Annotated in this window: 23 protein-coding genes; 5 read left to right on the plus strand and 18 right to left on the minus strand. The window is 55.9% G+C overall.

Features of this window, described 5'->3' with window-relative positions; translation table 11 throughout:
* Positions 1–41: 41 nt before the first annotated feature.
* Positions 42–977: a D-allose transporter substrate-binding protein gene (gene alsB / locus C0557_RS00605; RefSeq protein ID WP_208657144.1), complete on the minus strand. Its 936-nt coding sequence runs from the start codon at positions 975–977 to the stop codon at positions 42–44.
* Between the two features lie 62 nt (positions 978–1,039).
* On the minus strand, positions 1,040–1,930 hold the full coding sequence (gene alsR / locus C0557_RS00610) for a D-allose utilization transcriptional regulator AlsR (RefSeq protein ID WP_064568752.1): 891 nt from the start codon (positions 1,928–1,930) through the stop codon (positions 1,040–1,042).
* A 365-nt stretch (positions 1,931–2,295) separates the two neighbouring features.
* On the opposite strand from alsR, the gene rpiB reads away from it, so the two are divergent.
* The gene (gene rpiB, locus C0557_RS00615) at positions 2,296–2,757 is read left to right on the plus strand and encodes a bifunctional allose-6-phosphate isomerase/ribose-5-phosphate isomerase RpiB (RefSeq protein WP_208657145.1); all 462 of its coding nucleotides are present in this window, start codon (positions 2,296–2,298) and stop codon (positions 2,755–2,757) included.
* A 71-nt stretch (positions 2,758–2,828) separates the two neighbouring features.
* Entirely contained in the window at positions 2,829–3,137 is a 309-nt protein-coding gene (yjdP, locus tag C0557_RS00620; RefSeq protein ID WP_208657146.1) for a DDRRRQL repeat protein YjdP, read from the plus strand.
* On the opposite strand, the gene C0557_RS00625 is transcribed toward yjdP, so the two are convergent.
* The 13 genes from C0557_RS00625 to C0557_RS00685 all read right to left on the minus strand — a co-directional run bounded on the left by C0557_RS00625 (position 3,134) and on the right by C0557_RS00685 (position 12,340).
* Positions 3,134–3,478 carry a low molecular weight protein tyrosine phosphatase family protein gene (locus tag C0557_RS00625; protein ID WP_074780307.1) on the minus strand — a complete coding sequence of 115 codons (345 nt, stop codon included), beginning with the start codon at positions 3,476–3,478 and terminating at the stop codon, positions 3,134–3,136. The genes yjdP and C0557_RS00625 overlap by 4 nt on opposite strands.
* Positions 3,479–3,674: 196 nt before the next feature.
* The gene (phnP, locus tag C0557_RS00630; RefSeq protein WP_208657147.1) at positions 3,675–4,433 is read right to left on the minus strand and encodes a phosphonate metabolism protein PhnP; all 759 of its coding nucleotides are present in this window, start codon (positions 4,431–4,433) and stop codon (positions 3,675–3,677) included.
* Positions 4,434–4,493: 60 nt separating this feature from the next.
* Positions 4,494–5,045: a ribose 1,5-bisphosphokinase gene (gene phnN, locus C0557_RS00635; protein WP_253073821.1), complete on the minus strand. Its 552-nt coding sequence runs from the start codon at positions 5,043–5,045 to the stop codon at positions 4,494–4,496.
* Positions 5,042–6,178 carry an alpha-D-ribose 1-methylphosphonate 5-triphosphate diphosphatase gene (gene phnM / locus C0557_RS00640; RefSeq protein WP_208657149.1) on the minus strand — a complete coding sequence of 379 codons (1,137 nt, stop codon included), beginning with the start codon at positions 6,176–6,178 and terminating at the stop codon, positions 5,042–5,044. The genes phnN and phnM overlap by 4 nt, the downstream gene beginning before the upstream one ends.
* Positions 6,175–6,861 (minus strand): phosphonate C-P lyase system protein PhnL, encoded by a 687-nt coding sequence (phnL, locus tag C0557_RS00645; RefSeq protein WP_043955572.1) that lies wholly within the window; start codon positions 6,859–6,861, stop codon positions 6,175–6,177. Before phnL ends, phnM begins: the two co-directional genes overlap by 4 nt.
* Before the next feature lie 10 nt (positions 6,862–6,871).
* Positions 6,872–7,630, minus strand: coding sequence for a phosphonate C-P lyase system protein PhnK (gene phnK, locus C0557_RS00650; RefSeq protein ID WP_208657150.1), 759 nt, complete (start codon positions 7,628–7,630; stop codon positions 6,872–6,874).
* A complete protein-coding gene (locus tag C0557_RS00655; RefSeq protein ID WP_007372524.1) occupies positions 7,627–8,475 on the minus strand; it encodes an alpha-D-ribose 1-methylphosphonate 5-phosphate C-P-lyase PhnJ in 849 nt (282 codons plus the stop codon). The genes phnK and C0557_RS00655 overlap by 4 nt, the downstream gene beginning before the upstream one ends.
* The gene (locus C0557_RS00660; protein WP_208657151.1) at positions 8,468–9,532 is read right to left on the minus strand and encodes a carbon-phosphorus lyase complex subunit PhnI; all 1,065 of its coding nucleotides are present in this window, start codon (positions 9,530–9,532) and stop codon (positions 8,468–8,470) included. The genes C0557_RS00655 and C0557_RS00660 overlap by 8 nt, the downstream gene beginning before the upstream one ends.
* A complete protein-coding gene (gene phnH / locus C0557_RS00665) occupies positions 9,532–10,116 on the minus strand; it encodes a phosphonate C-P lyase system protein PhnH (RefSeq protein WP_074780317.1) in 585 nt (194 codons plus the stop codon). The genes C0557_RS00660 and phnH overlap by 1 nt, the downstream gene beginning before the upstream one ends.
* Positions 10,113–10,565, minus strand: a complete 453-nt coding sequence (gene phnG / locus C0557_RS00670) for a phosphonate C-P lyase system protein PhnG (protein ID WP_043955565.1) — start codon at positions 10,563–10,565, stop codon at positions 10,113–10,115. The genes phnH and phnG overlap by 4 nt, the downstream gene beginning before the upstream one ends.
* 1 nt (position 10,566) lies before the next feature.
* Complete coding sequence (gene phnF, locus C0557_RS00675; protein ID WP_074780383.1) at positions 10,567–11,292, minus strand: phosphonate metabolism transcriptional regulator PhnF; 726 nt, start codon at positions 11,290–11,292, stop codon at positions 10,567–10,569.
* A 181-nt stretch (positions 11,293–11,473) separates the two neighbouring features.
* Positions 11,474–11,911: a VOC family metalloprotein YjdN gene (gene yjdN, locus C0557_RS00680; protein WP_208657152.1), complete on the minus strand. Its 438-nt coding sequence runs from the start codon at positions 11,909–11,911 to the stop codon at positions 11,474–11,476.
* 93 nt (positions 11,912–12,004) lie between these two features.
* Complete coding sequence (locus C0557_RS00685; protein WP_007372530.1) at positions 12,005–12,340, minus strand: zinc ribbon domain-containing protein YjdM; 336 nt, start codon at positions 12,338–12,340, stop codon at positions 12,005–12,007.
* A 604-nt stretch (positions 12,341–12,944) separates the two neighbouring features.
* Between C0557_RS00685 and crfC the strand changes: the two genes are divergently transcribed.
* Both crfC and C0557_RS00695 read left to right on the plus strand, forming a co-directional pair.
* The gene (crfC, locus tag C0557_RS00690) at positions 12,945–15,299 is read left to right on the plus strand and encodes a clamp-binding protein CrfC (RefSeq protein ID WP_208657153.1); all 2,355 of its coding nucleotides are present in this window, start codon (positions 12,945–12,947) and stop codon (positions 15,297–15,299) included.
* A complete protein-coding gene (locus C0557_RS00695; protein ID WP_208657154.1) occupies positions 15,296–16,168 on the plus strand; it encodes a diguanylate cyclase regulator RdcB family protein in 873 nt (290 codons plus the stop codon). Before crfC ends, C0557_RS00695 begins: the two co-directional genes overlap by 4 nt.
* A 92-nt stretch (positions 16,169–16,260) precedes the next feature.
* Here the strand turns inward: C0557_RS00695 and kdgT are convergent, their stop codons facing one another.
* Complete coding sequence (gene kdgT, locus C0557_RS00700; RefSeq protein ID WP_074780328.1) at positions 16,261–17,259, minus strand: 2-keto-3-deoxygluconate transporter; 999 nt, start codon at positions 17,257–17,259, stop codon at positions 16,261–16,263.
* 657 nt (positions 17,260–17,916) lie between these two features.
* Between kdgT and proP the strand changes: the two genes are divergently transcribed.
* Positions 17,917–19,419, plus strand: coding sequence for a glycine betaine/L-proline transporter ProP (proP, locus tag C0557_RS00705; RefSeq protein ID WP_208657155.1), 1,503 nt, complete (start codon positions 17,917–17,919; stop codon positions 19,417–19,419).
* Positions 19,420–19,470: 51 nt separating this feature from the next.
* On the opposite strand, the gene C0557_RS00710 is transcribed toward proP, so the two are convergent.
* The gene (locus tag C0557_RS00710; RefSeq protein WP_208657156.1) at positions 19,471–20,424 is read right to left on the minus strand and encodes a nickel/cobalt transporter; all 954 of its coding nucleotides are present in this window, start codon (positions 20,422–20,424) and stop codon (positions 19,471–19,473) included.
* A 74-nt stretch (positions 20,425–20,498) separates the two neighbouring features.
* Positions 20,499–21,110, minus strand: a complete 612-nt coding sequence (locus tag C0557_RS00715; RefSeq protein ID WP_208657157.1) for a DUF2238 domain-containing protein — start codon at positions 21,108–21,110, stop codon at positions 20,499–20,501.
* Between the last annotated feature and the right edge of the window lie 48 nt (positions 21,111–21,158).

A 21,158-nucleotide genomic window follows, 5' to 3' on the forward strand; every position in this document is an offset into this window, starting at 1 on the left:
TTCAGTCCGGATGCGCGCAAGCGTCACCCGGCGTTGATGGCTTACTTAGTGACCAGAATCGAATCGACCAGCTTGAATTCCGGGGCTTTATCCAGCGGAATAACGTTGCCGGTTTTTGCCGCATCAACCATCATTTTCAGACCCGAAGCGCCAATATCCGCCGGGTTTTGCGCGACGGTGGCGGTCATCTGCCCGGCTTCTACCATTTTGCGCGCTTCCGGAATGCCGTCGGTGCCGACGACCAGCACTTTGCCGGTTTTACCCGCATTCGCCACCGCCTGGGCGACACCCATCGCCATGGTGTCGTTGGCGCAGTAGAAGGCTTTCAGGTTCGGGTTGCGTTGCAGCACGTTGGTGGCGACATCCAGCGCTTTAATACGGTCCCAGTCGGCGGGCTGGCTGGCAACGAGCTTAATCTGGCTGGCTTTCTTAAACGCCTCGCTGGCGCCGTTGCGGCGCGCTTCGCCCGAGGCGTTGCCTGCTTTACCTTCGATAATCGCCACTTCGCCGCCCTGTGCGCCAAGTTGTTCAATGATAAAGCTTGCGCCTTTTGCGCCGACCGCAACGTTATCGGTGGTAATAAAACCTTCGACATTCCCGCCGGCTTTTTTCAGGTTATCCATATCGATTTTTTCATCGAGGTTCACCAGATAAATGCCTTTTTTCCAGGCGCGGGCGACCGGCATCACCAGGTTAACGGAAGAGAGTGGGGCAAAGGCAATGCCTTTATAATTTTTATTGCTCAGATCTTCGAATAATTGTAATTGCGACTGAAAATCACCTTCCGACGGCGAGGCAAAAATATCCACACTGACACCCAAAGTTTTCGCTTCGTCTTCGATACCTTTTTTCATATCCACCCAGAACGGGTTGGATAATGTTTTTAAGACGACGGCGTATTCGGCAGCGGCAAATGCGCTGGTGCTCATCATCAGGCCGATAGCAGCCCCGCTGAATAATTTCAGATATTTATTCATAGTGGTCTTCTCATTGTAGGGTAATTTTACTCATCCCGTTGCGGCGGGATGAGTATTTGTTTTTACTTCAATGCGCCCGGTGAGAAAAAATCAACGATGGCACCGGTTTTTTGCATATTCTGTGTGGCCAGTTCAATGTTCTGTTGTGCAACCGAAACAAAAAAAGCATCAAGTAATGTTAATTGTAATATTCGTGCTGAGGCATTTCGCCCTAATAAAGGGGTCTCTGGTGCTGGCGAGCAAATAATAAAGTCGGCCATTTTGGCAATCGGCGAATGGTAGCTGTGAGTAATACAAATAATTTTTGCCCCATTTTTTTTCGCCAGCTCAACGGCCGCTTTTAAATCACTGGTGCGTCCGGAATGCGACACTACCAGTACGACATCGCCCTCTTTAAGCAGCGATGCGGACATCATCATAATGTGCGCGTCCTGGTAAGCGTGGCAGCGAACCCCGATGCGCAACAGCTTGTGTTCAATATCGGCGCAGATGGCGTTAGAGCCGCCAACGCCGTAGAGATCGCGCTGTTTGGCCTGATAGAAGAAGCGCGCCGCGCGGTGGATTTCATCCACATTGACGATCGACTGGCCTTCCATAATGGTGCGCAGCGTAATATTGAACACTTTGTTCACCACATCCTGCGGCGCTTCGTCAAACGACAGCTCGGCGGGCAGCACCTGCTGCGAGTGGGAGAAGTACTCCACCAGCGCGCTGCGCAGATTGCGGAAACCGCTAAAACCCAGCAGTTTCGACACTTTCACGATCATGGCTTCCGACACCGTCAGCATCTCCGCGACATCTTTAATGGCGGAGGCATCGCTGATATTGCCCGGGGTTAATAGCCAATCCACGATGCGGCTTTCGTTCTCCGTCATCCCTTCCTGCTTCATGCGCAGGTAAGGGGCAAGGCCGATGCCGTTGGGAAGACCGTGGTCGAATTCTGTCTGACTCATCGCTTTCTCTTGTCCTTGAAATGAAGACGACACTATATCACCACATCCGGAACCATAAATATGTCGACAACTTCACAGAATTAATTAATTCATAAAGTTTTATCTATTGTGAAGTTTTCTGTAATGTTTTTGTTGGTTGTTATTTTAATTTTTCCTTTAAAAATATCATGTTAGTTGAATTCGTGAAATGTGAGATGTCTGAAGTGTATGGGGTTTTATGCACATGAAGCTATTGATTTGTGAATTCAAGCCGTGTAGAACAGGCGCTGTTCCCGGTGGTTTTGCGGTTTTATTCAGCAGTGAACCGGTCAAAAATCACAAAACTCACCGGGTTCGTAAAGTTTGCACACTAACCAGGCGGATATATGAAGAAGATTGCGTTCGGCTGCGATCATGTCGGGTTTATCCTGAAGGCGGATATCCTGGCGCATTTGTCAGCAAAAGGTATTGAAATCATTGATAAAGGCACATGGTCGACGACACGCACCGATTATCCCCGCTTCGCCAGCGAGGTAGCACAGGCGGTACTGAATGGCGAGGCAGACGGCGGTATTTTGATTTGCGGTACCGGCGTTGGCATTTCCATCACCGCCAATAAATTTCCCGGTATCCGCGCGGTGGTGTGTAGCGAACCTTATTCCGCACAGCTTTCGCGCCAGCATAACGACACCAATGTGCTGGCGTTCGGTTCGCGCGTGGTTGGGCTTGAGCTGGCGAAAATGATTGTCGATAGCTGGCTGGGCGCAGAGTTTGAAGGCGGCCGCCATCAGCTACGCGTGGATGCGATTGCGCAAATTGAGAAGCAGCCACCTTCCGCCCGCAATTGAGATTCCTCCGCTACCCGCTAAGGCAGGCTCTGCACTAACGTACAGCCAGTCAACCCTTTGAGACTGGCTTTATGAAACGTTACGCGACCGCGCTGTTATTCGGCGCTCTTTCACTCAGTGGTCAGATGGCGCACGCCGATATTATCGACGACGCGATTGGCAATATTCAGCGGGCAATCGGCGACGCGTACAGCTCTGACAGCAGTCGCGACGATGAAAGCAGCAGCCGCAACGACGAGCAGTACCGGAATTACGACAACCGCTACCGGCAGCTTGAAGACAGGCGACGTCAGCTTGATGAACGCCAGCGTCAGCTCGATCGGGAGCGACGCCAGCTGGATGACGAAGAACGCAGGCTGGAAGAGGACGACGATCGCTAACGCGCCAGCGCCGGGACGCGCAAACCCAGGCGTTCCGGAACGATATCCTCAAGCAGCGTAACTAATTGCGGGTCCATAAAATGGTATTGATCCGGAATATCAAGCACATAAACAGGTTTATGCTGCACCAGGCGGCTAAAGTCGGCAAGGATGCTGTTTTTGTGTTTTTCTTCCATCACGCAGATGACGTCTGCCCAGGAGAGAATGGCGGGCGAGACAGTTTTTCTCGCATGGCGTTGTGTGCCAGCAGAGCGAGCATTTACCCCGGGGTAGCGACGAAACACCTGCTCAGCGGTCGGGCTGCGCCATTGGTTGCGGCTACAAATAAAAAGCACATTCATGGCAAGTCATACTCTGTAAGCCGCGATGTGCTAATTATTTATTGGTCACACGCGGGTATTTAAGACCCGGTTGCGTTATCCACAACCCTATCGGTGCGAGTCTGTACGCTTTATCCCTCAAACGACCTCTTTACAGGCTGCGTCTGCTTAACCCATGCCGGTAAGCAACGGGACGAATATATCCATATTGTGCGGTCTAATCCAGTACAATCCGCATGCCATCAAAACCCGCCTCAAACCCCGTCGGCAGCGCGTTATTCATCAACCAGACGTCAAAGCGATGCCCGATATGGGTTAGCACGACGCGCGGGCAGCCAATCACCTCATTCAGGGCGATAACGGTGCGCAGATCGTTATGATTTTTCGGCGTCTCTGCGCAGGGCGGTTCACTGCAATCGATGATCACCACCTGCGGGCGATTATTGAGTAAAAACTTAAGCGTCTTATCCGGCAGACCGGCAGTATCCGAAAGCCACGCTATCCGGCTGTGCGCCGATTCCAACAGATAACCAAAGGTGAGTTTCGAGTGGTTCAGCGGCAGCGGCGTGACCTGCAATCCTTGCAGATCGAACACCACAAACGGCTCAACGGTATGGCTGAAATCAAGCAGACCGGGATGTTTAAACAGATCGTCACAGCCCTGTTCATCCGGCGGGCCGTAAACCGGGATTTTCGCGCCTAAGCCCCAGCGCAGCGGAAACAGCCCCTGCACATGATCCATATGGTAATGCGTCAACAGAATCTGCTGAAACTGACCCGCCGGGAAACGCTCCATCAAATCGGCAAGCCCGGCATCCAGCAGCGTCACCGCGTCGTTAAACTGCACCACGCCGCTGCAAGGCTGGCGACGATATTGCGGCTGCTGGCGAGCACGTAAGCAGGCTGCGCAGTGGCAGCCGAATACCGGAACCAGTTGCGCACCGCCGGTGCCGGTCAGGGTGAGAGTCAGGCTCATAGCGCCTCGCTTTAACGGTTGAGTTAACGTAAACGGCGCACGATGAATGCGCCGGCAGCATTACGCACTTTTCCCTTGTTGCGCGCGTATCAACGAGATCAATCCTTCTACTGACTGTAGCAGACTCCCGTCGTTGTTCAGCGTCAGGCAGTCTCCCGGCGAGTAACGGGCCGCGCGTTCCAGCCGAGCGGTAATTTCCGCGCTGCTTTCGCGCCCGCGTTTTTCCAGGCGCTGGCGCAAAATCTCTGGCGATACCTGCACATACACCGGCATCAGCACCTTGCCGTATTGCGCCTGCGCCTGCGGCAGATGCCCGCGCGAGCCGTTGACCACCACATCAAACCCCGCCTGTAACCAGAGATCGACCTCCGCGCCGATACCGTAGTAGAGATCGTTGGCGTGCCAGCTCAGGGTAAACAGATGCTGCCTGGCGCGGGTAAAAAACTCCTTTTCGCTCAGTTCGATATGGTTCTCGCTGCCGGAACCTGCCGGGCGCGTGATATAGCGGTGCGCCACCAGCAACTGGGGATGCTCGCGGCTGCGCAGCGCGGCCAGCAGCGTATCTTTTCCGGCACCGGATGGCCCCATCAACCAGATCAGTCTGCCCATCAGAACACCCGTTTCCCCTCGCGCCAGACGTGATCGACGCGGACGTGGTCGCCTTTGTTGTGCACCAGCACCAGATCGGCCCGTTTCCCTTCTCCGAGGGTGCCGCGATCGTCAAGCTTGAGCGCCTGCGCCGGATTTTTCGTTACCAGCTGAATAGCGCGCGGCAGGGTGAAATCATTCTGCTCATCCGCCGCGATGCGGAAGGCGGCATCCAGCAGGCTGGCGGGATAATAATCCGATGAGAGAATGTCCAGCATGCCGAGCTGCGCCAGTTTATGCGCCGCCACATTGCCGGAGTGCGAGCCGCCGCGCACGATATTCGGCGCACCCATCAGCACGCTGAGGCCGTGCTCGCGCGAGGCTTCCGCGGCGGCAAAGGTGGTAGGGAATTCGGCGATCACGCTGCCTAACTGATGGGATTCCACCACATGCTCGCGCGTGGCGTCATCATGGCTGGCCAGCGGCAGGTTACGTGTCCGGCAGAGCGCGGCAATCGCCAGCCGGTTAGGCTGCGACCACTCGGCGGCCAGCGCCAGTTGCTCCTGTTCAAACGCATCCATTTGCTCGTTGGTCAGGTGATATTTGCCCTGATAGTAGTCGCGATACTTTTCATAGCTGGCGTACTGGCGCTGGCCTGGCGAGTGATCCATCAGCGATACCAGCGTGACCGGTTCGCGGCCGACCAGCTTTTCAAACAGCGGCAGCGTGGTGTGGTGCGGCAGTTCGCAGCGTAAATGCAGGCGATGTTCCGCGCGGTTCAGCCCGCGTTTTTGCGAATCTTCCACCGCGTTGATCATCTTCTCCAGATTCTCCAGCCGATCGCCGCCGTCGCGCACATCGCCAATGGCGACCGCATCCAGCACCGTGGTGATGCCGTTGGCGACCATCAGCGCGTCGTGGCTGCTCATCGCGGAGTGGGCGGGCCAGTCCACTTTCGGGCGCGGGGTGAAGAATTTGTCGAGGTTGTCCGTATGCAGTTCGATAAGTCCCGGCAGCAACCAGCCACCGTCGCCATCATGAGCGCCTGGCTGACGGCTTTGGGTTTCGGCGAAGGCGCGGATCACGCCGTCGCGCACTTCCAGTGAACCGTCGACCACTTCGTCTTCAAGGATCAGTTTTACGTTGTTGATAATCATGCGGAGATTCCCATCGGAAACAGACGGTCGGCGACGTTTTCGCGCACGGCCTCGTCATGGAAGATGCCGACAATCGCTGCGCCGCGCGCTTTGGCCTGCGCGATCAGTTCAACGACGGCGGCGCTGTTTTTCGCATCCAGCGAGGCGGTCGGTTCATCAAGCAGTAGAATCGGGTAGTCAACAATAAAGCCGCGGGCGATGTTGACGCGCTGCTGCTCGCCGCCGGAGAACGTGGCCGGCGCAAGGTGCCACAAGCGTTCCGGCACATTCAGCCGCGTCAGCAACTGGCTGGCTTTGCCGATGCAGACATCGCGGGGAAGCCCCAGCTCCAGCAGCGGCTGCATCACCACGTCCAGCGCGCTGACGCGTGGAATGACGCGTAAAAACTGGCTGACCCAGCCGATAGTATGACGACGCACGTCCAGTACTTTTCGCGCCGGAGCCTGCACCAAATCGACCCATTCATCGCCATGTTTGACATGAATATGCCCGGCATCCGGCAAATAGTTGGCATACAGCGAGCGCAGCAGCGTCGATTTTCCACTGCCGGAGTGGCCGTGCAGCACCACGCATTCCCCGGCGTTCACCTCCAGCGAGGTGTCGCGCAGCACCGGCAGACGCACGCCGTTCTGATGGTGCAGGACAAAGGTTTTGCTGACATTTTCCACACGCAAAACAGACATCGCAGACTCCTTAATTTTGCAATACTGAGGAAACCAGCAACTGGGTATAGGGGTGATGCGGATCGTCGAGCACGCGATCGGTTAACCCACTTTCCACCACCAGGCCCTGTTTCATGACCAGCAGACGGTTTGCCAGCAGGCGCGCGACGCCCAAATCATGGGTCACCATCACCACGGCAAGGTTCATCTCCACCACCAGGCTGCGCAGCAGATCCAGCAAACGCGCCTGTACCGACACATCCAGCCCGCCGGTGGGTTCATCCATAAACACCAGTTTTGGCTGCGTCACGAGGTTGCGGGCGATTTGCAATCGCTGCTGCATCCCGCCGGAAAAGGTGGTTGGCAAATCGTCAATGCGTGACGGTGGGATTTCGACGTCCGTCAGCCACTGTTGTGCGCAGGCGCGGATATCACCGTAATGCCGCGCGCCGGTCGCCATCAGCCGTTCGCCGATGTTGCCTCCGGCGGAGACCTGGCGGCGCAGGCCATCCAGCGGATGCTGATGTACCACGCCCCATTCGGTTCGCAGCAGGCGGCGACGCTCGGCTTCGCTGATGGCGTACAGATCGCGGTCGTTATAGATAACCTGCCCTTGCTGCGGCGCCAGCCGTGCTGAAATGGCATTCAGCAGGGTGGTTTTACCGGAGCCGGATTCGCCGACAATGCCCAGCACTTCACCCGGCCACAGATCGAACGAGACGTCCTGAAACCCTTTACCTGGCGCGTAAAGATGGGAGAGTTGATTCACCGAAAGCAGCGGTTGGGTCATTTGCGTAAAGCCTCGCTCTGTTGGCGGCAGTAGTCGGTATCGGAACAGACGAACATGCGCGTGCCGGTATCATCCAGCACCACTTCATCCAGATAACTGTGGGTGGAACCGCAGATGGCGCAGGGCTGATCCCACTTTTGCGGCGCAAAGGGGTAATCCTCAAAGTCGAGGCTCTCGACCTGGGTATACGGCGGAACGGCGTAAATGCGTTTTTCACGCCCGGCGCCAAACAGTTGCAGCGCGGGCATGAAGTGCATTTTCGGGTTATCAAACGCCGGGATCGGCGACGGGTCCATCACGTAGCGGCCATTCACTTTCACCGGCCAGGCGTAGCGGGTGGTGAAGTTGCCGAAGCGCGCAATGTCTTCATACAGTTTCACCTGCATCACGCCGTACTCTTCCAGCGCGTGCATGGTGCGGGTTTCGGTTTCGCGCGGTTCAATAAAGCGCAGCGGCTCCGGGATCGGCACTTGGTAAATCAGGATCTGATCTTCAACCAGCGGCGTTTCAGGAATGCGGTGACGGGTCTGAATCAGCGTCGCGTCGGCGGTGCGTTCGGTAGTTTCCACGCCGGTAACGCGGGTGAAGAACTGGCGGATCGAGACGGCGTTGGTGGTGTCATCCGCGCCCTGATCGATCACTTTCAGCACATCGTCTTCGCCAATGACGCTGGCGGTTAACTGAATACCGCCAGTACCCCAACCGTAGGGCATCGGCATTTCGCGCCCGCCAAACGGCACCTGGTAACCGGGAATGGCAACCGCTTTCAGCAGCGCCCGGCGGATCATGCGTTTGGTTTGCTCATCAAGAAAGGCAAAGTTGTAACCGGTCAGCGCGTTAGCCACGGGAGCTCTCCTGTTGCAGCTGTCTGAGCAAGTCCAGTTCGGCCTGGAAATCGACGTAGTGGGGAAGTTTGAGGTGCGAGACAAAACCCGCCGCCTCGACGTTATCAGCATGCGCCAGCACAAACTCTTCATCCTGCGCCGGGCTTTTAATCATTTCGCCGTAGTCGGCGGCTTGCAGGGCGCGATCCATCAGCGCCATCGCCATCGCTTTGCGTTCGCCCATGCCGAACACCAGCCCGTAGCCACGGGTGAAGTGCGGCGCGTCCTCTTCCGGGGCGATAAAGCCGTTGACCATTTCACATTCGGTGATCAGCAATTCGCCGACGTTCACCGCAAAACCCAGCTCTTCGGGCACAATTTCCACGTCGATATAACCGCTGCGGATCTCCCCGGCGAAGGGGTGATTGCGCCCGTAACCGCGCTGGGTGGAGTAGGCCAGCGCCAGCAGATAACCTTCGTCGCCGCGTGCCAGTTGCTGCAGGCGTGCAGAGCGGGAACAGGGGTAAACCGGCGGCTGGCGGGTGATATCGTCCGGCACGGCGCCGCTCTCCTGTTCGGTTTTCGCCAGCCCCTCTTGTTCCAGAAGAGCAAAGACGTGCGGCGTGGTTTCCGGCTGTACTTCGCGTTTCGGCAATGATGTCGTTTCGCCCTCGGCCAGCAGGGCAAAATCGAGTAAACGGTGGGTGTAATCGTAAGTCGGGCCAAGCAACTGGCCGCCGGGAATGTCTTTATACACGGCCGAAATGCGGCGCTCTAAACGCATCTTCGCGCTGTCAATGGGTTCGCTGACGGCCAGGCGCGGCAGCGTTGTGCGGTAGGCGCGCAGCAGAAAGATGGCTTCGACGTTATCGCCGCTTGCCTGTTTCAGCGCCAGCGCCGCCAGTTCCCGATCGGCAATACCGCCTTCGGTCATCACGCGATCGACGGCCAGATGCATCTGTTCAGCAATTTGTGCAACGCTCAGCTCCGCAAGCTCGCTGTCGCCGCGACGCTTATGTTCTTGTAGCGCGTGGGCTGCGGCTATCGCCTTTTCACCCCCTTTGACAGCAACGTACATCAGAACACCTCCACCAGTGTGGTTCGTGGTATCGCCAGCGCGCGTTCACCGCAGGTCAGGATCACATCGATGCCTGTGGGGAACGAGTGCGGACGGTCGGTAAATTCGTCGGTGATGCACTCCGGCAGCAGCGGCGCAATCATGCGCTCCTCCAGAATGCCGGGGCCGGTCAGGCGCAGCATGCGGCCGCCGCTCAGTGACGGCAGTTGTAAAATCAAGGTGGCGCTGGTTTCCGGGCTGATATCCGTGCCGCAGGGCAGGGCGCTGAGCTGTTCGGCGCTCAGGGTGTGATCGGCGACGGCAAACAGCGACTGTTGCGGCTGGTCAACCAGCGGCGCATTGGTGTGAAAACGCAGGTTCTGGCGCACCAGATCGTTGTCGACGGCAGCAGAAAGCCAGATCGGCGTGTCGTTATCGGCCAGCGTCAGTAATACGCTGGTGGATGCAGGGTTAAGCGGCGGCCAGCCATGTTTCAGATGCGGCAACGAGACGATGACGCCCGGCTCGCTCATGGCTTTTAACAGACGGCGAAAACAGTGTTGAGCATCGTGAACCGCCGATGCGAAAGCGGGTTGTAAGGTCATGCGTTATCTCCGCGAACCAGGGTGAAAAAGTCGACCCGGCTGGCGTTGACTTCGGCCAGACGCGCTGCAATGCGCGCGGCGCGGTCCGCTTCCAGCGGGGTTATCAGGGTTTCCATCAGCGTCTGGAAATGGGTTGGCTCCTGCAATAACGCGTCGCACACGGCGCAGCGTTCGGCATGGCCTTTGTCGCGCCCGAGCACCCAGCTAAAGCCGAGCTGGCCGCTGCTCAGGCGCACGACGGCGCGGGTCAGCGTGGTGTCGCCGGGGAAGAAGCGATCGCCGGTGCCGCCCATGCGCGCCTGCACCTGTACCAGCCCGGTTTGCGGCTCGCGGACATGTTCGTAGTCGGGCGCCAGGCCCAGCGTACGCATCCGCGCCCGCAGCATCTCCGGGGTGGACTGGGCAAGTGCTGCCATCCAGCGTTGACGAGTTGGCGTATCAAAGTGCATCTCAGTGCTCCATGGTGAATTCGATCATGTCGGCGCGGGTCAGGCTGACGGAGTACTCCGTCGCGTTGACGTCGCCTTCGCGATGGTTAAGGGTGCGCACGCAGAGCAGAGGCGCCATATTGGGAATCTCCAGCCAGCGGCTCTCTTTCACCTGCGCACGACGCGCGCTGATGCGCGTCTGGGTACGTTTCAGGCTGATCCCCGCGCGTTCACGCAAAAAGTCATGCAGCGAACCGTGGTCGAACTGCTGCAGCAGCGGCCACAGCGTGAGATCGGCGAAGTAGTGATCAATGAGACAGAGGGCCACGCCATTCACCCGGCGGCGGGTGCGTAAATGCACCACGTTGTCGCCTTCGCTGATGCCCAACGCATCGGCGATATGCTCGGAGGCCGGGCGCAGCACCGCCAGCAGGCGTTCGCTGGTGGGATGGCTGCCCTGATCGAGCAGGTTCTGGCTAAAGCGCGCCTGGGCGTTGAGTGGGTAATCAAACGGGCGCATCAGCACCAGCACGCCGATGCCCTGGCGGCGCTGCACCCAGCCTTTCTCCACCAGTTGATCGATGGCGCGGCGTAAAGTGTGGCGATTTACCTCAAAACGTGCGGCCAGTTGCTGTTCCGCTGGCAGCCAGTCGCCGCAGTGATAGTTATTTCGCAACTCCTGCTCCAGCCTGGCGGCAATTTCCTGATAGCGCGTGGGATAGCTGGTCGGATGTCTGGACAAGTGCATGGTCATCTGAACCTCACGGGTAAAAAACGGCTGCCTTATGGCAGTCATCACAGCGTGAGTCCATGCTGGCGGACTAATGTTTCATTTGGGTTATGCAATCGTTGCTGAGAGATGAATAGTGATGCGCAATGGGCAAAAAAAGGGAGCCGCCGACGGCTCCCGTTGGGGAATATGTGGTGAATCAGGTTTGCGGTGGTTTGGCGACGTTGACCATCCACGGGATGCCGAATTTATCCGTCACCATGCCAAAACCCTGCGCCCAGAAGGTTTCCTGCCAGGGCATCGTGATGTGGCCTTCGGCGGCCAGGGCGTCAAACCAGGCTTTGCCCTGCGCGATATCCTGGGTGGCGAGGCTTAAGGTAAAACCTGCGTACGCCGCAGCGCCTTGTTTGCCGTCGCTCATCATGATCTCACTACCGGCGATGTGCAGGCTGGCGTGAGCAATATCGCTTTCGGCAAACGCATACCCGGCGGCACAGCCGTCATCATTCGCTTCCGGGGGGTTGGGCATTTCGCCGAAGGTGATTTTATAGAGTAATTCAGCCTGTAAAGCCTGCTGGTAGAACTGAATGGCGTCGTTGCACTGGCCTGAAAAAGAGATGTAGGGACTGAGCGGCATAATCATTACCTCTGGTAACGAAATCTGCCATTGAGTGTAGCGGGGGAAAGTGAAAGAAAGCCAGGCGGGAAGTATGCGCTTCCCGCCGAATCATCAGTTCTTTTTAACGAATTCTGATTTCAGTTTCATCGGACCGAAGCCGTCGATTTTACAATCGATATTATGATCGCCTTCGACCAGACGAATATTTTTAACTTTGGTGCCGATCTTCAACATTGAAGAACTGCCTTTTACTTTCAAATCTTTAATTACCGTTACGCTATCGCCGTCGGCCAGCAGATTGCCATTGGCATCCTTGACGATTAATTCATCGGCGTCGTGTGCCGGTTCAGCATTGTTCCACTCGTGAGCGCATTCCGGGCAAATGAACATGCCATTATCTTCATAGGTGTATTCGGAATTACATTTTGGACAGTGGGGGAGTTGCATAGGGATTTCCTCAAAAGAACATACAACGCTGGCAGTGGCCAGCACAAAAGGCACAATGCCTGAAAGACTGCAATTATACAGCAAAACCGCACAATTGCCGTTGTTATTATTTTCCAGACGTGAGGATAAAAAAAGCCCAGGCGGTGACATAACCTGTCATTCGCTTAAGCGATGCTTATCGCAGAAAGGCCGGAAGCAAACTTCCTGAGATAATATTTAGAATATTTTATGGCGGAAATTGCCACCATTTAGTAATTCAGATATGGTGGCGTGTAGTATACGGTGCCATTAGATAACTAAACTGTCATGCCTACTATGTCTGTTTCAGCGACAGATAATTTCCTCTCAAATCGGGTGGGTAAATAATGACGATATATCCTGTTTGTTCCTGAAAATGAGCTACGCTCTAACTCTCTGGTCTTTAAAAGCCGGAGGTGTGACGCTGCCATTTTTTGAGATAAAAATTATATTTTCCTGATTATCATCAGGTGTTTATCTTTTCGAAGATATTTTCCACACGTAATTATAAAAGCCGAAACTTCACTAATAAAACATTCCGGCTAAATAAAAGTAAGAAAATTTGCGTTAAGGAAAGACTTTTGTCATGCACACACAAACAATTTTTGAATTAAGCCAGGAAGCAGAAAGGTTGTTACAACTTTCACTGCATAATCTCCAGGCACTGAAAAAAATACCGGCAGCGACGTTTGATGAGACGAACGCGGTCGGTAAGGCAGAAAATGCCAATGTGCTGCCTTTGCATTTCAGCGCTCGCGGCGTAGAGGCGCAACAGGCGACGCTGCATAACGAATTACGGAAAATCACCCGACTGGAGATGGTGCTGGCGATCGTCGGTACCATGAAAGCCGGCAAATCCACCACCATTAATGCGATCGTGGGGACGGAAGTATTGCCCAACCGCAACCGGCCGATGACCGCGTTGCCGACGCTGATTCGCCATACGCCGGGTCAGAAAGAGCCGATCCTGCATTTCTCCCATGTCGGCCCGATTGACGCGCTTGCGCAGCAACTGCAAACCCGGCTGTTCAACTATGACCGGGAAAAGCTGGCGCAGCAGCTTGAGATCGATAAAGACATGGCTGCGCTGCTGGATCGTATTGCGCAAGGCGATGCATTTGATAAGCACTATCTCGGTGCGCAACCCATTTTCCACTGCCTAAAAAGCCTCAACGACCTGGTGCGCCTGTCGAAAGCGCTGGATGTGGATTTTCCTTTCTCTGCTTACGCGGCGATTGAACATATCCCGGTGATTGAAGTGGAGTTTGTGCATCTGGCCGGGCTGGAGAACCAACTCGGCCAGCTCACGTTGCTGGATACCCCCGGGCCGAATGAAGCCGGGCAGCCGCATCTGCAAAAAATGCTCAACGAACAGCTGGCGCGCGCCTCCGCCGTGTTAGCGGTGATGGATTACACACAACTTAAATCTATCTCCGATGAAGAGGTACGCCGCGCGATTTCAGCGGTGGGGCGTTCGGTGCCGCTGTACGCGTTAGTGAATAAATTCGATCAGAAAGATCGTAACAGCGATGACGAAGAGCAGGTGCGGGCGCTGATTTCCGGAACACTGATGAAAGGCAATATCAACCCAACGCAGATCTTTCCGGTCTCTTCGATGTGGGGATATCTGGCTAACCGTGCGCGCCATGAGCTAAAACATCGCGGTCAGTTGCCGGATCCGCAGGAGCAGCGCTGGGTGCAGGATTTTGCCGAAGCGGCGCTGGGCCGCCGCTGGCGCACCGCCGATCTGGACGATATTGAGCATATTCACCACGCGGCAGAGCTGCTGTGGGAAGATTCGCTGTTTGAGAAACCGATCCGTAAGTTACTGCACGCCGCGCATGCCAATGCCTCGCTGTACGCGCTGCGTTCTGCATCGCATAAGTTGCTCAATTACACCCAGAGCGCGCGCGAATATCTCGATTTTCGCTATCAGGGGCTGACGGTGGCTTACGAGCAACTGGAGCAAAATATTACCCGGCTGGAAGAGGATATGGCGCTGCTGCGCACCAGCCAGGCATCCGTCAGCGACGAGATCGAACATGAAGTCGAAGAGGCGCTGGCGGCGGCGGAGATCTTTATCCACGGCCAGCAGTTCGAAATTGTTGAGGCCATTGATGCCTGGTTCCACGATGGGCAGATGATGGAGACGTTTGGCGACGGTAAGGCTGATTTGCGCCTTGATGAAGGTTTTAACCCCGGTCAACTGGTGCTGGAAAACGAAGGCCAGGCGCAAATTGCCCTCAGCAAGATCCGTTCGGCCTGTGAAACCATTCTGCTGGCGGCGCAGGAGCGCATCAGCCGTGAACTGGCGCTGCGCTTTGATGAGCTGGAAAACACGCTGACGCGTTCGCTGAACGATGCCATGCGCCCGATTGAAACGCGTATTAAAGAAGAGCTTAACCATGCTGGTTTCCGCGCGCGTATCAGTTTCCCGGCGTTCCAGCCCAGCGCGCTCAACTTTAATACCCGTTCCCTGTTCACCAACGTGATCGCCCCGGAAGATACGCCAGCCGGGCAGGCACCGCGTTCCGGCAGTATGCGGGAAACGGTGTCGCGCTGGTTAAATAATCCCGGTTGGGGTTGGGATGATTATGTTGCTACCCGCACCCGTTACGTGATCGATATTGCCGCGCTGCATAAAAAGCTGATCGGCCATGTGGCTCATTTTTGTGAACAAATTCATAAAGCTTTGGCAGCGCAGGTCGATGTTTCTGTTACGGCAGGGATGGCGACATTTTTCGCCGAATTCTCGTTAAGTCTTGCGGGACTACAGGAAAGTTTGCGTGACAGCCTGGCGATACGTCAGCAAAACGAATCATCAGTGCTGATGTTGCGTCAGCAACTGCAACAGAGCATCAGGACGGCTAACTGGATCCATGAAGATGCCCGGCTGTTACGCGATGATATACAAACCTTATTCGCAGCAGAGCAGCCATGAAAAATCAACTTCTGGATGGCCCCGGACGGGTACTTGAGTGTATTCATCCAAAATTTATCGTTGATCTGGTACAGGGCGCAGACGCGGCGCGCCAGTCGCCGATTGTGCCGCAGCAGCAGTTATTTCGTGAACGCCTGACGCAAGAGATCATGGCGCAAACTCAACTGCGGCCGTGGGCGATGTCCGGCGTATTAAATGAAAACGATACCTTACGTTTAGGGCTGGCGGAGAAGCTGGCGAGCATGCTCGATCCCGGACATTTGGCACTCACGCGTATTACCCAGCGGCTTAGCACATTGCAGCAGGCGGAACGGCGTTCGGTAAATCCCGGCAGCGTGCAACAGTATGAAGAGTTGTTGAGCCACTTCAGCCAGCGCGCCGCCTGGAAAGAGAAAGCGCTGACGCAACGTGGGCTGGCGGTACAGGCCGGACATCACAGCGAACAGGTTTTTGCCCACTGGCGCGCCGGAAACTACAACGGCTGGTCGATGGCCGGGCGCTGTTATGTGGCGCTGGAGGAGCTGCGTTGGGGCGCTTTCGGCGATGCCTGTCGTCTGGGCAACGAAGATGTGGCGCAGATGCTGAAAGACAATTTATGCGCCATGGCCGCCGATTTTCTGGCGCAGGGGATCAATGCCGCGCCGACGACCCGCCATTTTTATCATCAGTGGCTGGCAACGCCTTCCACGCCGGGGCTGATGGATTATAAGGATTTACTCGGCTGGCTTGGTGACTGGTGCGATGCCGAACGCCATCCTATTTGCTGGTCGGTCACACAGAGCTGGCAGACTGTAGCCCTCGGAATGCCGCGTCTCTGTTCGGCATCACGTATCGCCACGGCAATGGTGGAAGAGATCTTCGGTGAGTAAACGGTGTGCCCTGCAATTGTCTGGCCGGTCTGGCTGGTAATCGCAGGACATAGCGAAGCAAAAAGCCCGGTCAGGGCTTTTTTTATAGAGGATTAATGGCCGGTGGATTCGACCGGTTTTTCCGCGCGGTTTGCCGCTTGCGCTGGATTGCCAAAGCGTTTGGCATACAGGGCGGTGATAATCGGCACCAGAATCGCCGTCACAATCACACTCGCAGCGACTAACGCCGTTGCGGAGGCGGCAACCGGTTCAAACGCCGGGTTGATCTGCGCAATAATCACCGGGTTCGCCACGGCCGCACCGGCGGCTGAAGAGGCTGCGACGCCCGCCGTACCGTTACCGCCGCCGATCACGCGGTCGGCAATAATCAGCGGAATACCGGTGATGATGATGACCGCAACGCCGAGGAAAATGCCCAGCAGACCGGTCTGCATAATCACGCTCAGGTTGATGGTGTTACCCAGCGCGAAGCCGAAGAACGGGATCAGTACCGGCGTTGCTTTGCTGAAGAAAGCACGCAGATCGTGATCGAGGTTGCCCAGCGCAAAACCAATCAGGAACGGCAGAACCGCGCCAACAAAGTGGTGGGGTTCAAAGGAAGCGAGGCCAGCGGAACCGAGGATCACCATGGTCATCAGCGGGCCGGATTCCAGCGACATCAGAACGAAAGCGCCCGATTCTTCTTTGCTGCCGTACTGGTTCATCAGGCTGGCATACAGACCGCCGTTAGTCATATCCATGGCGGAAACCAGCGCCAGCACCGACAGCCCGGCAAAGAAACCGGTCTGAATTCCGCTGTCCGGAATAAATGACGCGGCGATCATCGCCACGAGCCAGGCCACAGCGATTTTGGTCAGCACCAGTGTGCCGGATTTACGTAATACGGTGCCGGTTGCACGCAAATCAATGGAGGCGCCAATACAGAAGAACCAGACTGCAAGAATCGGCACCGTACCGCTAATCATGCCCTTGGTGAAAGAGCCGAAATAAGCCCCGGTATCCGGCGCCAGTGTATTCAGAATTGCCCCCAGCAACAGCGGAACCAGCATCATCCCGCCAGGGATACGTTCAATCGTGGCCTTGATTTTCATAGAGAATCCTCACTGCTCGTCATTATCATGAACGAGGAAAACTGGAAGTTAATAGCTTTCAATTCAGGTGGTTAAATAGCGTTGCTCATTAAATATTCACTATCGACTTTCGCGGAACGCCCTAAAATTGACGGGCAATCCTTGCAAGACATTTCTTAGCTCCGCTTTTTATGGGCGTATCATGCTTTCTTGGGAATATTGATTCAATAAGAATAAAACAATGTTTTAGTTATATTGATCACATATTCCGTATAAAAACTTGTTGGTGTTGTTTCTGTTATTAGAGATGTAATTAGGTTGTGACGGAAATAGAGTAATGAGGACACTAGCAAAGTAATAATCACGACCGTGATAAAACCTGGGTGTTTGCGTGGATATAAGCTGCGTTGTGCTGTGGAAAAAGGCGTGCAGGGGATGAAAAGGAGAGGCTGAATATCAGTGGGTAAAACTGTGTGAATTTGATCACACTTTTAAACCCTGCTAGGGTAAATAAGTCATTCACTGCCCAACAGGCGTCAACAGGTTCGGTTGTACGGCGGAAAAAGCCCGTGTAAGTAAACCTGCTACGCTTGAACAGGAAGGCTGAAAAGCTGTAAAAACGCCCGGCAGGGATAAGCGTCGGGTGGTTCAGGGCGCAAGCTAAAGAGGAAAACATGCATGTTAAAAAGGAAAAAAGTTAAACCCATTACATTGCGCGATGTGACCATCATTGACGATGCGAAATTGCGCAAAGCGATTACCGCCGCTTCACTCGGTAATGCGATGGAGTGGTTTGATTTCGGCGTCTACGGCTTTGTCGCCTACGCCCTTGGTAAGGTGTTCTTCCCCGATGCAAACCCCAGCGTACAGATGATTGCTGCGCTCGGGACATTCTCCGTTCCCTTCTTGATTCGCCCGCTGGGCGGTCTGTTCTTCGGTATGTTGGGTGATAAGTACGGGCGACAGAAAATCCTCGCCATCACCATTGTCATCATGTCGATCAGTACTTTCTGTATCGGGTTGATCCCCTCCTACGCCACGATAGGCATCTGGGCGCCGATTCTGTTGCTGCTGTGTAAGATGGCGCAGGGCTTCTCCGTTGGCGGCGAGTATACCGGCGCGTCGATCTTTGTTGCGGAGTACTCCCCGGACCGTAAACGCGGTTTTATGGGAAGCTGGCTGGACTTTGGTTCGATTGCTGGTTTTGTGCTTGGCGCAGGCGTGGTCGTGCTGCTCTCCACCGTGGTGGGCGAGGAGAACTTCCTTGACTGGGGCTGGCGTATTCCGTTCTTCCTGGCGCTGCCGCTCGGCCTTATCGGCCTCTATTTGCGCCACGCGCTGGAAGAGACCCCGGCGTTCCAGCAGCATGTCGATAAGCTGGAGCAGGGCGATCGTCAGGGGCTGCAAGAGGGGCCGAAAGTCTCGTTTAAAGAGATCGCTACCAAACACTGGCGCGCGCTGTTGACCTGTATTGGCCTGGTGATTTCCACCAACGTCACCTACTACATGCTGCTGACCTATATGCCGAGCTACCTGTCGCATAACCTGCACTACTCGGAAGATCACGGCGTGTTGATCATCATCGCTATCATGATTGGTATGCTGTTTGTCCAGCCGGTGATGGGGCTGCTGAGTGACCGTTTTGGCCGCCGCCCGTTCGTGCTGCTGGGCAGCGTGGCGCTGTTTGCCCTCGCCGTTCCGTGCTTTATTCTGATTAACAGCAATGTGATTGGCTTGATTTTCGCGGGCCTGCTGCTGCTGGCGGTGATCCTCAACTGCTTTACCGGCGTGATGGCTTCTACGCTGCCCGCCATGTTCCCGACGCATATTCGCTACAGTGCGCTGGCGAGCGCCTTTAACATCTCGATTCTGGTTGCTGGTCTGACGCCGACCCTGACGGCCTGGCTGGTAGAAAGCTCAGAAAATCTGTTAATGCCCGCTTACTACCTGATGATTGTGGCGGTGATTGGCCTGATTACCGGCCTGACGATGAAAGAGACCGCGAACCGCCCGTTGAAAGGCGCGACGCCCGCCGCATCGGATATTCAGGAAGCGAAAGAGATCCTGCGTGAGCACCACGACAATATCGAACAGAAAATCGAAGATATCGACGCGGAGATCGCTGAGTTGCAGGCAAAGCGCACGCGTCTGGTGGATCAACATCCGCGCATCAACGAGTAAGCGTTACTGCCAGGCAAAAAGACCCGTAAGGGTCTTTTTTTTGGGCGCGGCTTAACAACCTGCCGCAATAAAATCGCCGTTCGCACTGACCGGAATCACCGTCAGGAACAGCACCACGGCAAACAGCATCAGCGCCACGCCACCGGCAATTTTTAGCACGGGGACCAGCCAGCGCATCTGGCTTGCCTCGTCGCCAAAAAAGGTGGCTGCCCGGTTGCGCGCATAGCGCACGGCCAGCGACAGGCCGAGGATGGACAGCGCGGTGCCAATCGCCATGGTCATCACCGCTGCAATCCCCCAGCTCACAATGCCGAGCGCGTTCGAGAACAGTAAAATCATGATTGCCCCGCTGCATGGCCGCGCGCCAATGGCGAGGATCACGCCGAGGCGAGTTTTCCAGTCGCCCTGCGTACTGGCACCGACGCCATGATGGCCGCAGCCGCAATCGGCACCATGTTGATGTAGCGGGGAAAATGCGTTGAATTTCAGCTTGCGCGGCCGCAGGCTTTTCGCGGCATTCCACGCCACATACGCGCCGAAGCCGCCGATCATTACGGCGCTGACTTTCTCCACGTACCAGCGGCTTTCACTGAGATCGCCGGAGGCGAGGTTAAAACCGACCGCCAGCACGAAGACAAACAGAATGGCGCTGACGCCCTGCATCAGGCTGCCCAGCACCGGGATGACGCGCGCGGCGGTCTGGCTTTCGTTATTCGTACTGAGATAGGTTGTCACAATAAATTTGCCGTGGCCTGGCCCGACAGCATGCAGTACGCCATAAAAAAACGCGCCGACCAGCAGCCATACTCCGCCGCTATATTGGTGGTTGTTGAGCTGAAGCAGATACATGACCAGGTAACGGTGCAGGGTGATTTGCGTTGCCAGGCACCATTGCAGAAATGCAGCCCAGTGGGCGTGCAGCGTGAACAAAGCCGCTACCGCTACCGCCAGCACGGCGAATGCGACCGGCCAGCGCCAGTCGCGGGTCAGAGTTTGCGTGGTCATAGAATTCAGGGGATGGGGGATGATTTGCGCAGTATAGGCGGCGGCGATATCCGCCTCCACCCTCACCGCACGTTTTATTTTTTAAGCAAGCGCGTATGCCAGCGCCCCAGCAGCAGCACGGTAGTCAGCGAACCGAGCAGGGCGCAGAACATATCTGACTGCGTATCCCAGGGATCGCCCTGCGTACCGAGAAACTCATCGGCACCCTGGCCCATCGCCAGCGCCGCCCACCATTCGATCAGTTCATAGGTGGCGCTGATGGCCAGCGCGATGCAGCAGACAATAAAGTCGAGCATCTTGCCGCCGCGCACGTACTGCCCGCGCAGCAGGATCTCCCGCGCCGCAAGCGCAGGCACCAGCCCCTGAAAGAAGTGGCCGAGCTTATCGTACGGGTTGCGGCTCAGGCCGAATAAATGCTGCACATCAAAGCCAATGGGCACTTTGGCGTAGGTGTACAGACCGCCAACCATCAGGATGATGGCGTGGAAGAAAATCAGCACGTAGAGCAGTGAAGTGAGCGGATAGCGCCGCCAGGTGGCGAGCAGCAGGGGTACCACAATCAGCACGGGAACCACTTCCATCAGCCAGGTGGTACGATCTTTGGCAAAGAGTCCGGTATAGAGAAGGATCAACAGCAGCAGAAACGCTGCCGTGTTAAGCGCAGTACGATTTACAGGCTTCATCATCGAAATGTCCGTTTCGGCAAAAAGGTCACTATCGTCGGAAAACCATTA

This window comes from Kosakonia sp. MUSA4, from assembly GCF_013085925.1.
GTDB lineage: Bacteria > Pseudomonadota > Gammaproteobacteria > Enterobacterales > Enterobacteriaceae > Kosakonia > Kosakonia sacchari_B.

Coding starts and splice junctions, on each gene's coding strand:
- alsB (WP_208657144.1), bottom strand. CDS start 977: ATGAATAAATATCTGAAATTATTCAGCGGGGCTGCTATCGGCCTGATG.
- alsR (WP_064568752.1), bottom strand. CDS start 1,930: ATGAGTCAGACAGAATTCGACCACGGTCTTCCCAACGGCATCGGCCTT.
- rpiB (WP_208657145.1), top strand. CDS start 2,296: ATGAAGAAGATTGCGTTCGGCTGCGATCATGTCGGGTTTATCCTGAAG.
- yjdP (WP_208657146.1), top strand. CDS start 2,829: ATGAAACGTTACGCGACCGCGCTGTTATTCGGCGCTCTTTCACTCAGT.
- C0557_RS00625 (WP_074780307.1), bottom strand. CDS start 3,478: ATGAATGTGCTTTTTATTTGTAGCCGCAACCAATGGCGCAGCCCGACC.
- phnP (WP_208657147.1), bottom strand. CDS start 4,433: ATGAGCCTGACTCTCACCCTGACCGGCACCGGCGGTGCGCAACTGGTT.
- phnM (WP_208657149.1), bottom strand. CDS start 6,178: ATGATTATCAACAACGTAAAACTGATCCTTGAAGACGAAGTGGTCGAC.
- phnL (WP_043955572.1), bottom strand. CDS start 6,861: ATGTCTGTTTTGCGTGTGGAAAATGTCAGCAAAACCTTTGTCCTGCAC.
- phnK (WP_208657150.1), bottom strand. CDS start 7,630: ATGACCCAACCGCTGCTTTCGGTGAATCAACTCTCCCATCTTTACGCG.
- C0557_RS00660 (WP_208657151.1), bottom strand. CDS start 9,532: ATGTACGTTGCTGTCAAAGGGGGTGAAAAGGCGATAGCCGCAGCCCAC.
- phnH (WP_074780317.1), bottom strand. CDS start 10,116: ATGACCTTACAACCCGCTTTCGCATCGGCGGTTCACGATGCTCAACAC.
- phnG (WP_043955565.1), bottom strand. CDS start 10,565: ATGCACTTTGATACGCCAACTCGTCAACGCTGGATGGCAGCACTTGCC.
- phnF (WP_074780383.1), bottom strand. CDS start 11,292: ATGCACTTGTCCAGACATCCGACCAGCTATCCCACGCGCTATCAGGAA.
- yjdN (WP_208657152.1), bottom strand. CDS start 11,911: ATGCCGCTCAGTCCCTACATCTCTTTTTCAGGCCAGTGCAACGACGCC.
- C0557_RS00685 (WP_007372530.1), bottom strand. CDS start 12,340: ATGCAACTCCCCCACTGTCCAAAATGTAATTCCGAATACACCTATGAA.
- crfC (WP_208657153.1), top strand. CDS start 12,945: ATGCACACACAAACAATTTTTGAATTAAGCCAGGAAGCAGAAAGGTTG.
- C0557_RS00695 (WP_208657154.1), top strand. CDS start 15,296: ATGAAAAATCAACTTCTGGATGGCCCCGGACGGGTACTTGAGTGTATT.
- kdgT (WP_074780328.1), bottom strand. CDS start 17,259: ATGAAAATCAAGGCCACGATTGAACGTATCCCTGGCGGGATGATGCTG.
- proP (WP_208657155.1), top strand. CDS start 17,917: ATGTTAAAAAGGAAAAAAGTTAAACCCATTACATTGCGCGATGTGACC.
- C0557_RS00710 (WP_208657156.1), bottom strand. CDS start 20,424: ATGACCACGCAAACTCTGACCCGCGACTGGCGCTGGCCGGTCGCATTC.
- C0557_RS00715 (WP_208657157.1), bottom strand. CDS start 21,110: ATGATGAAGCCTGTAAATCGTACTGCGCTTAACACGGCAGCGTTTCTG.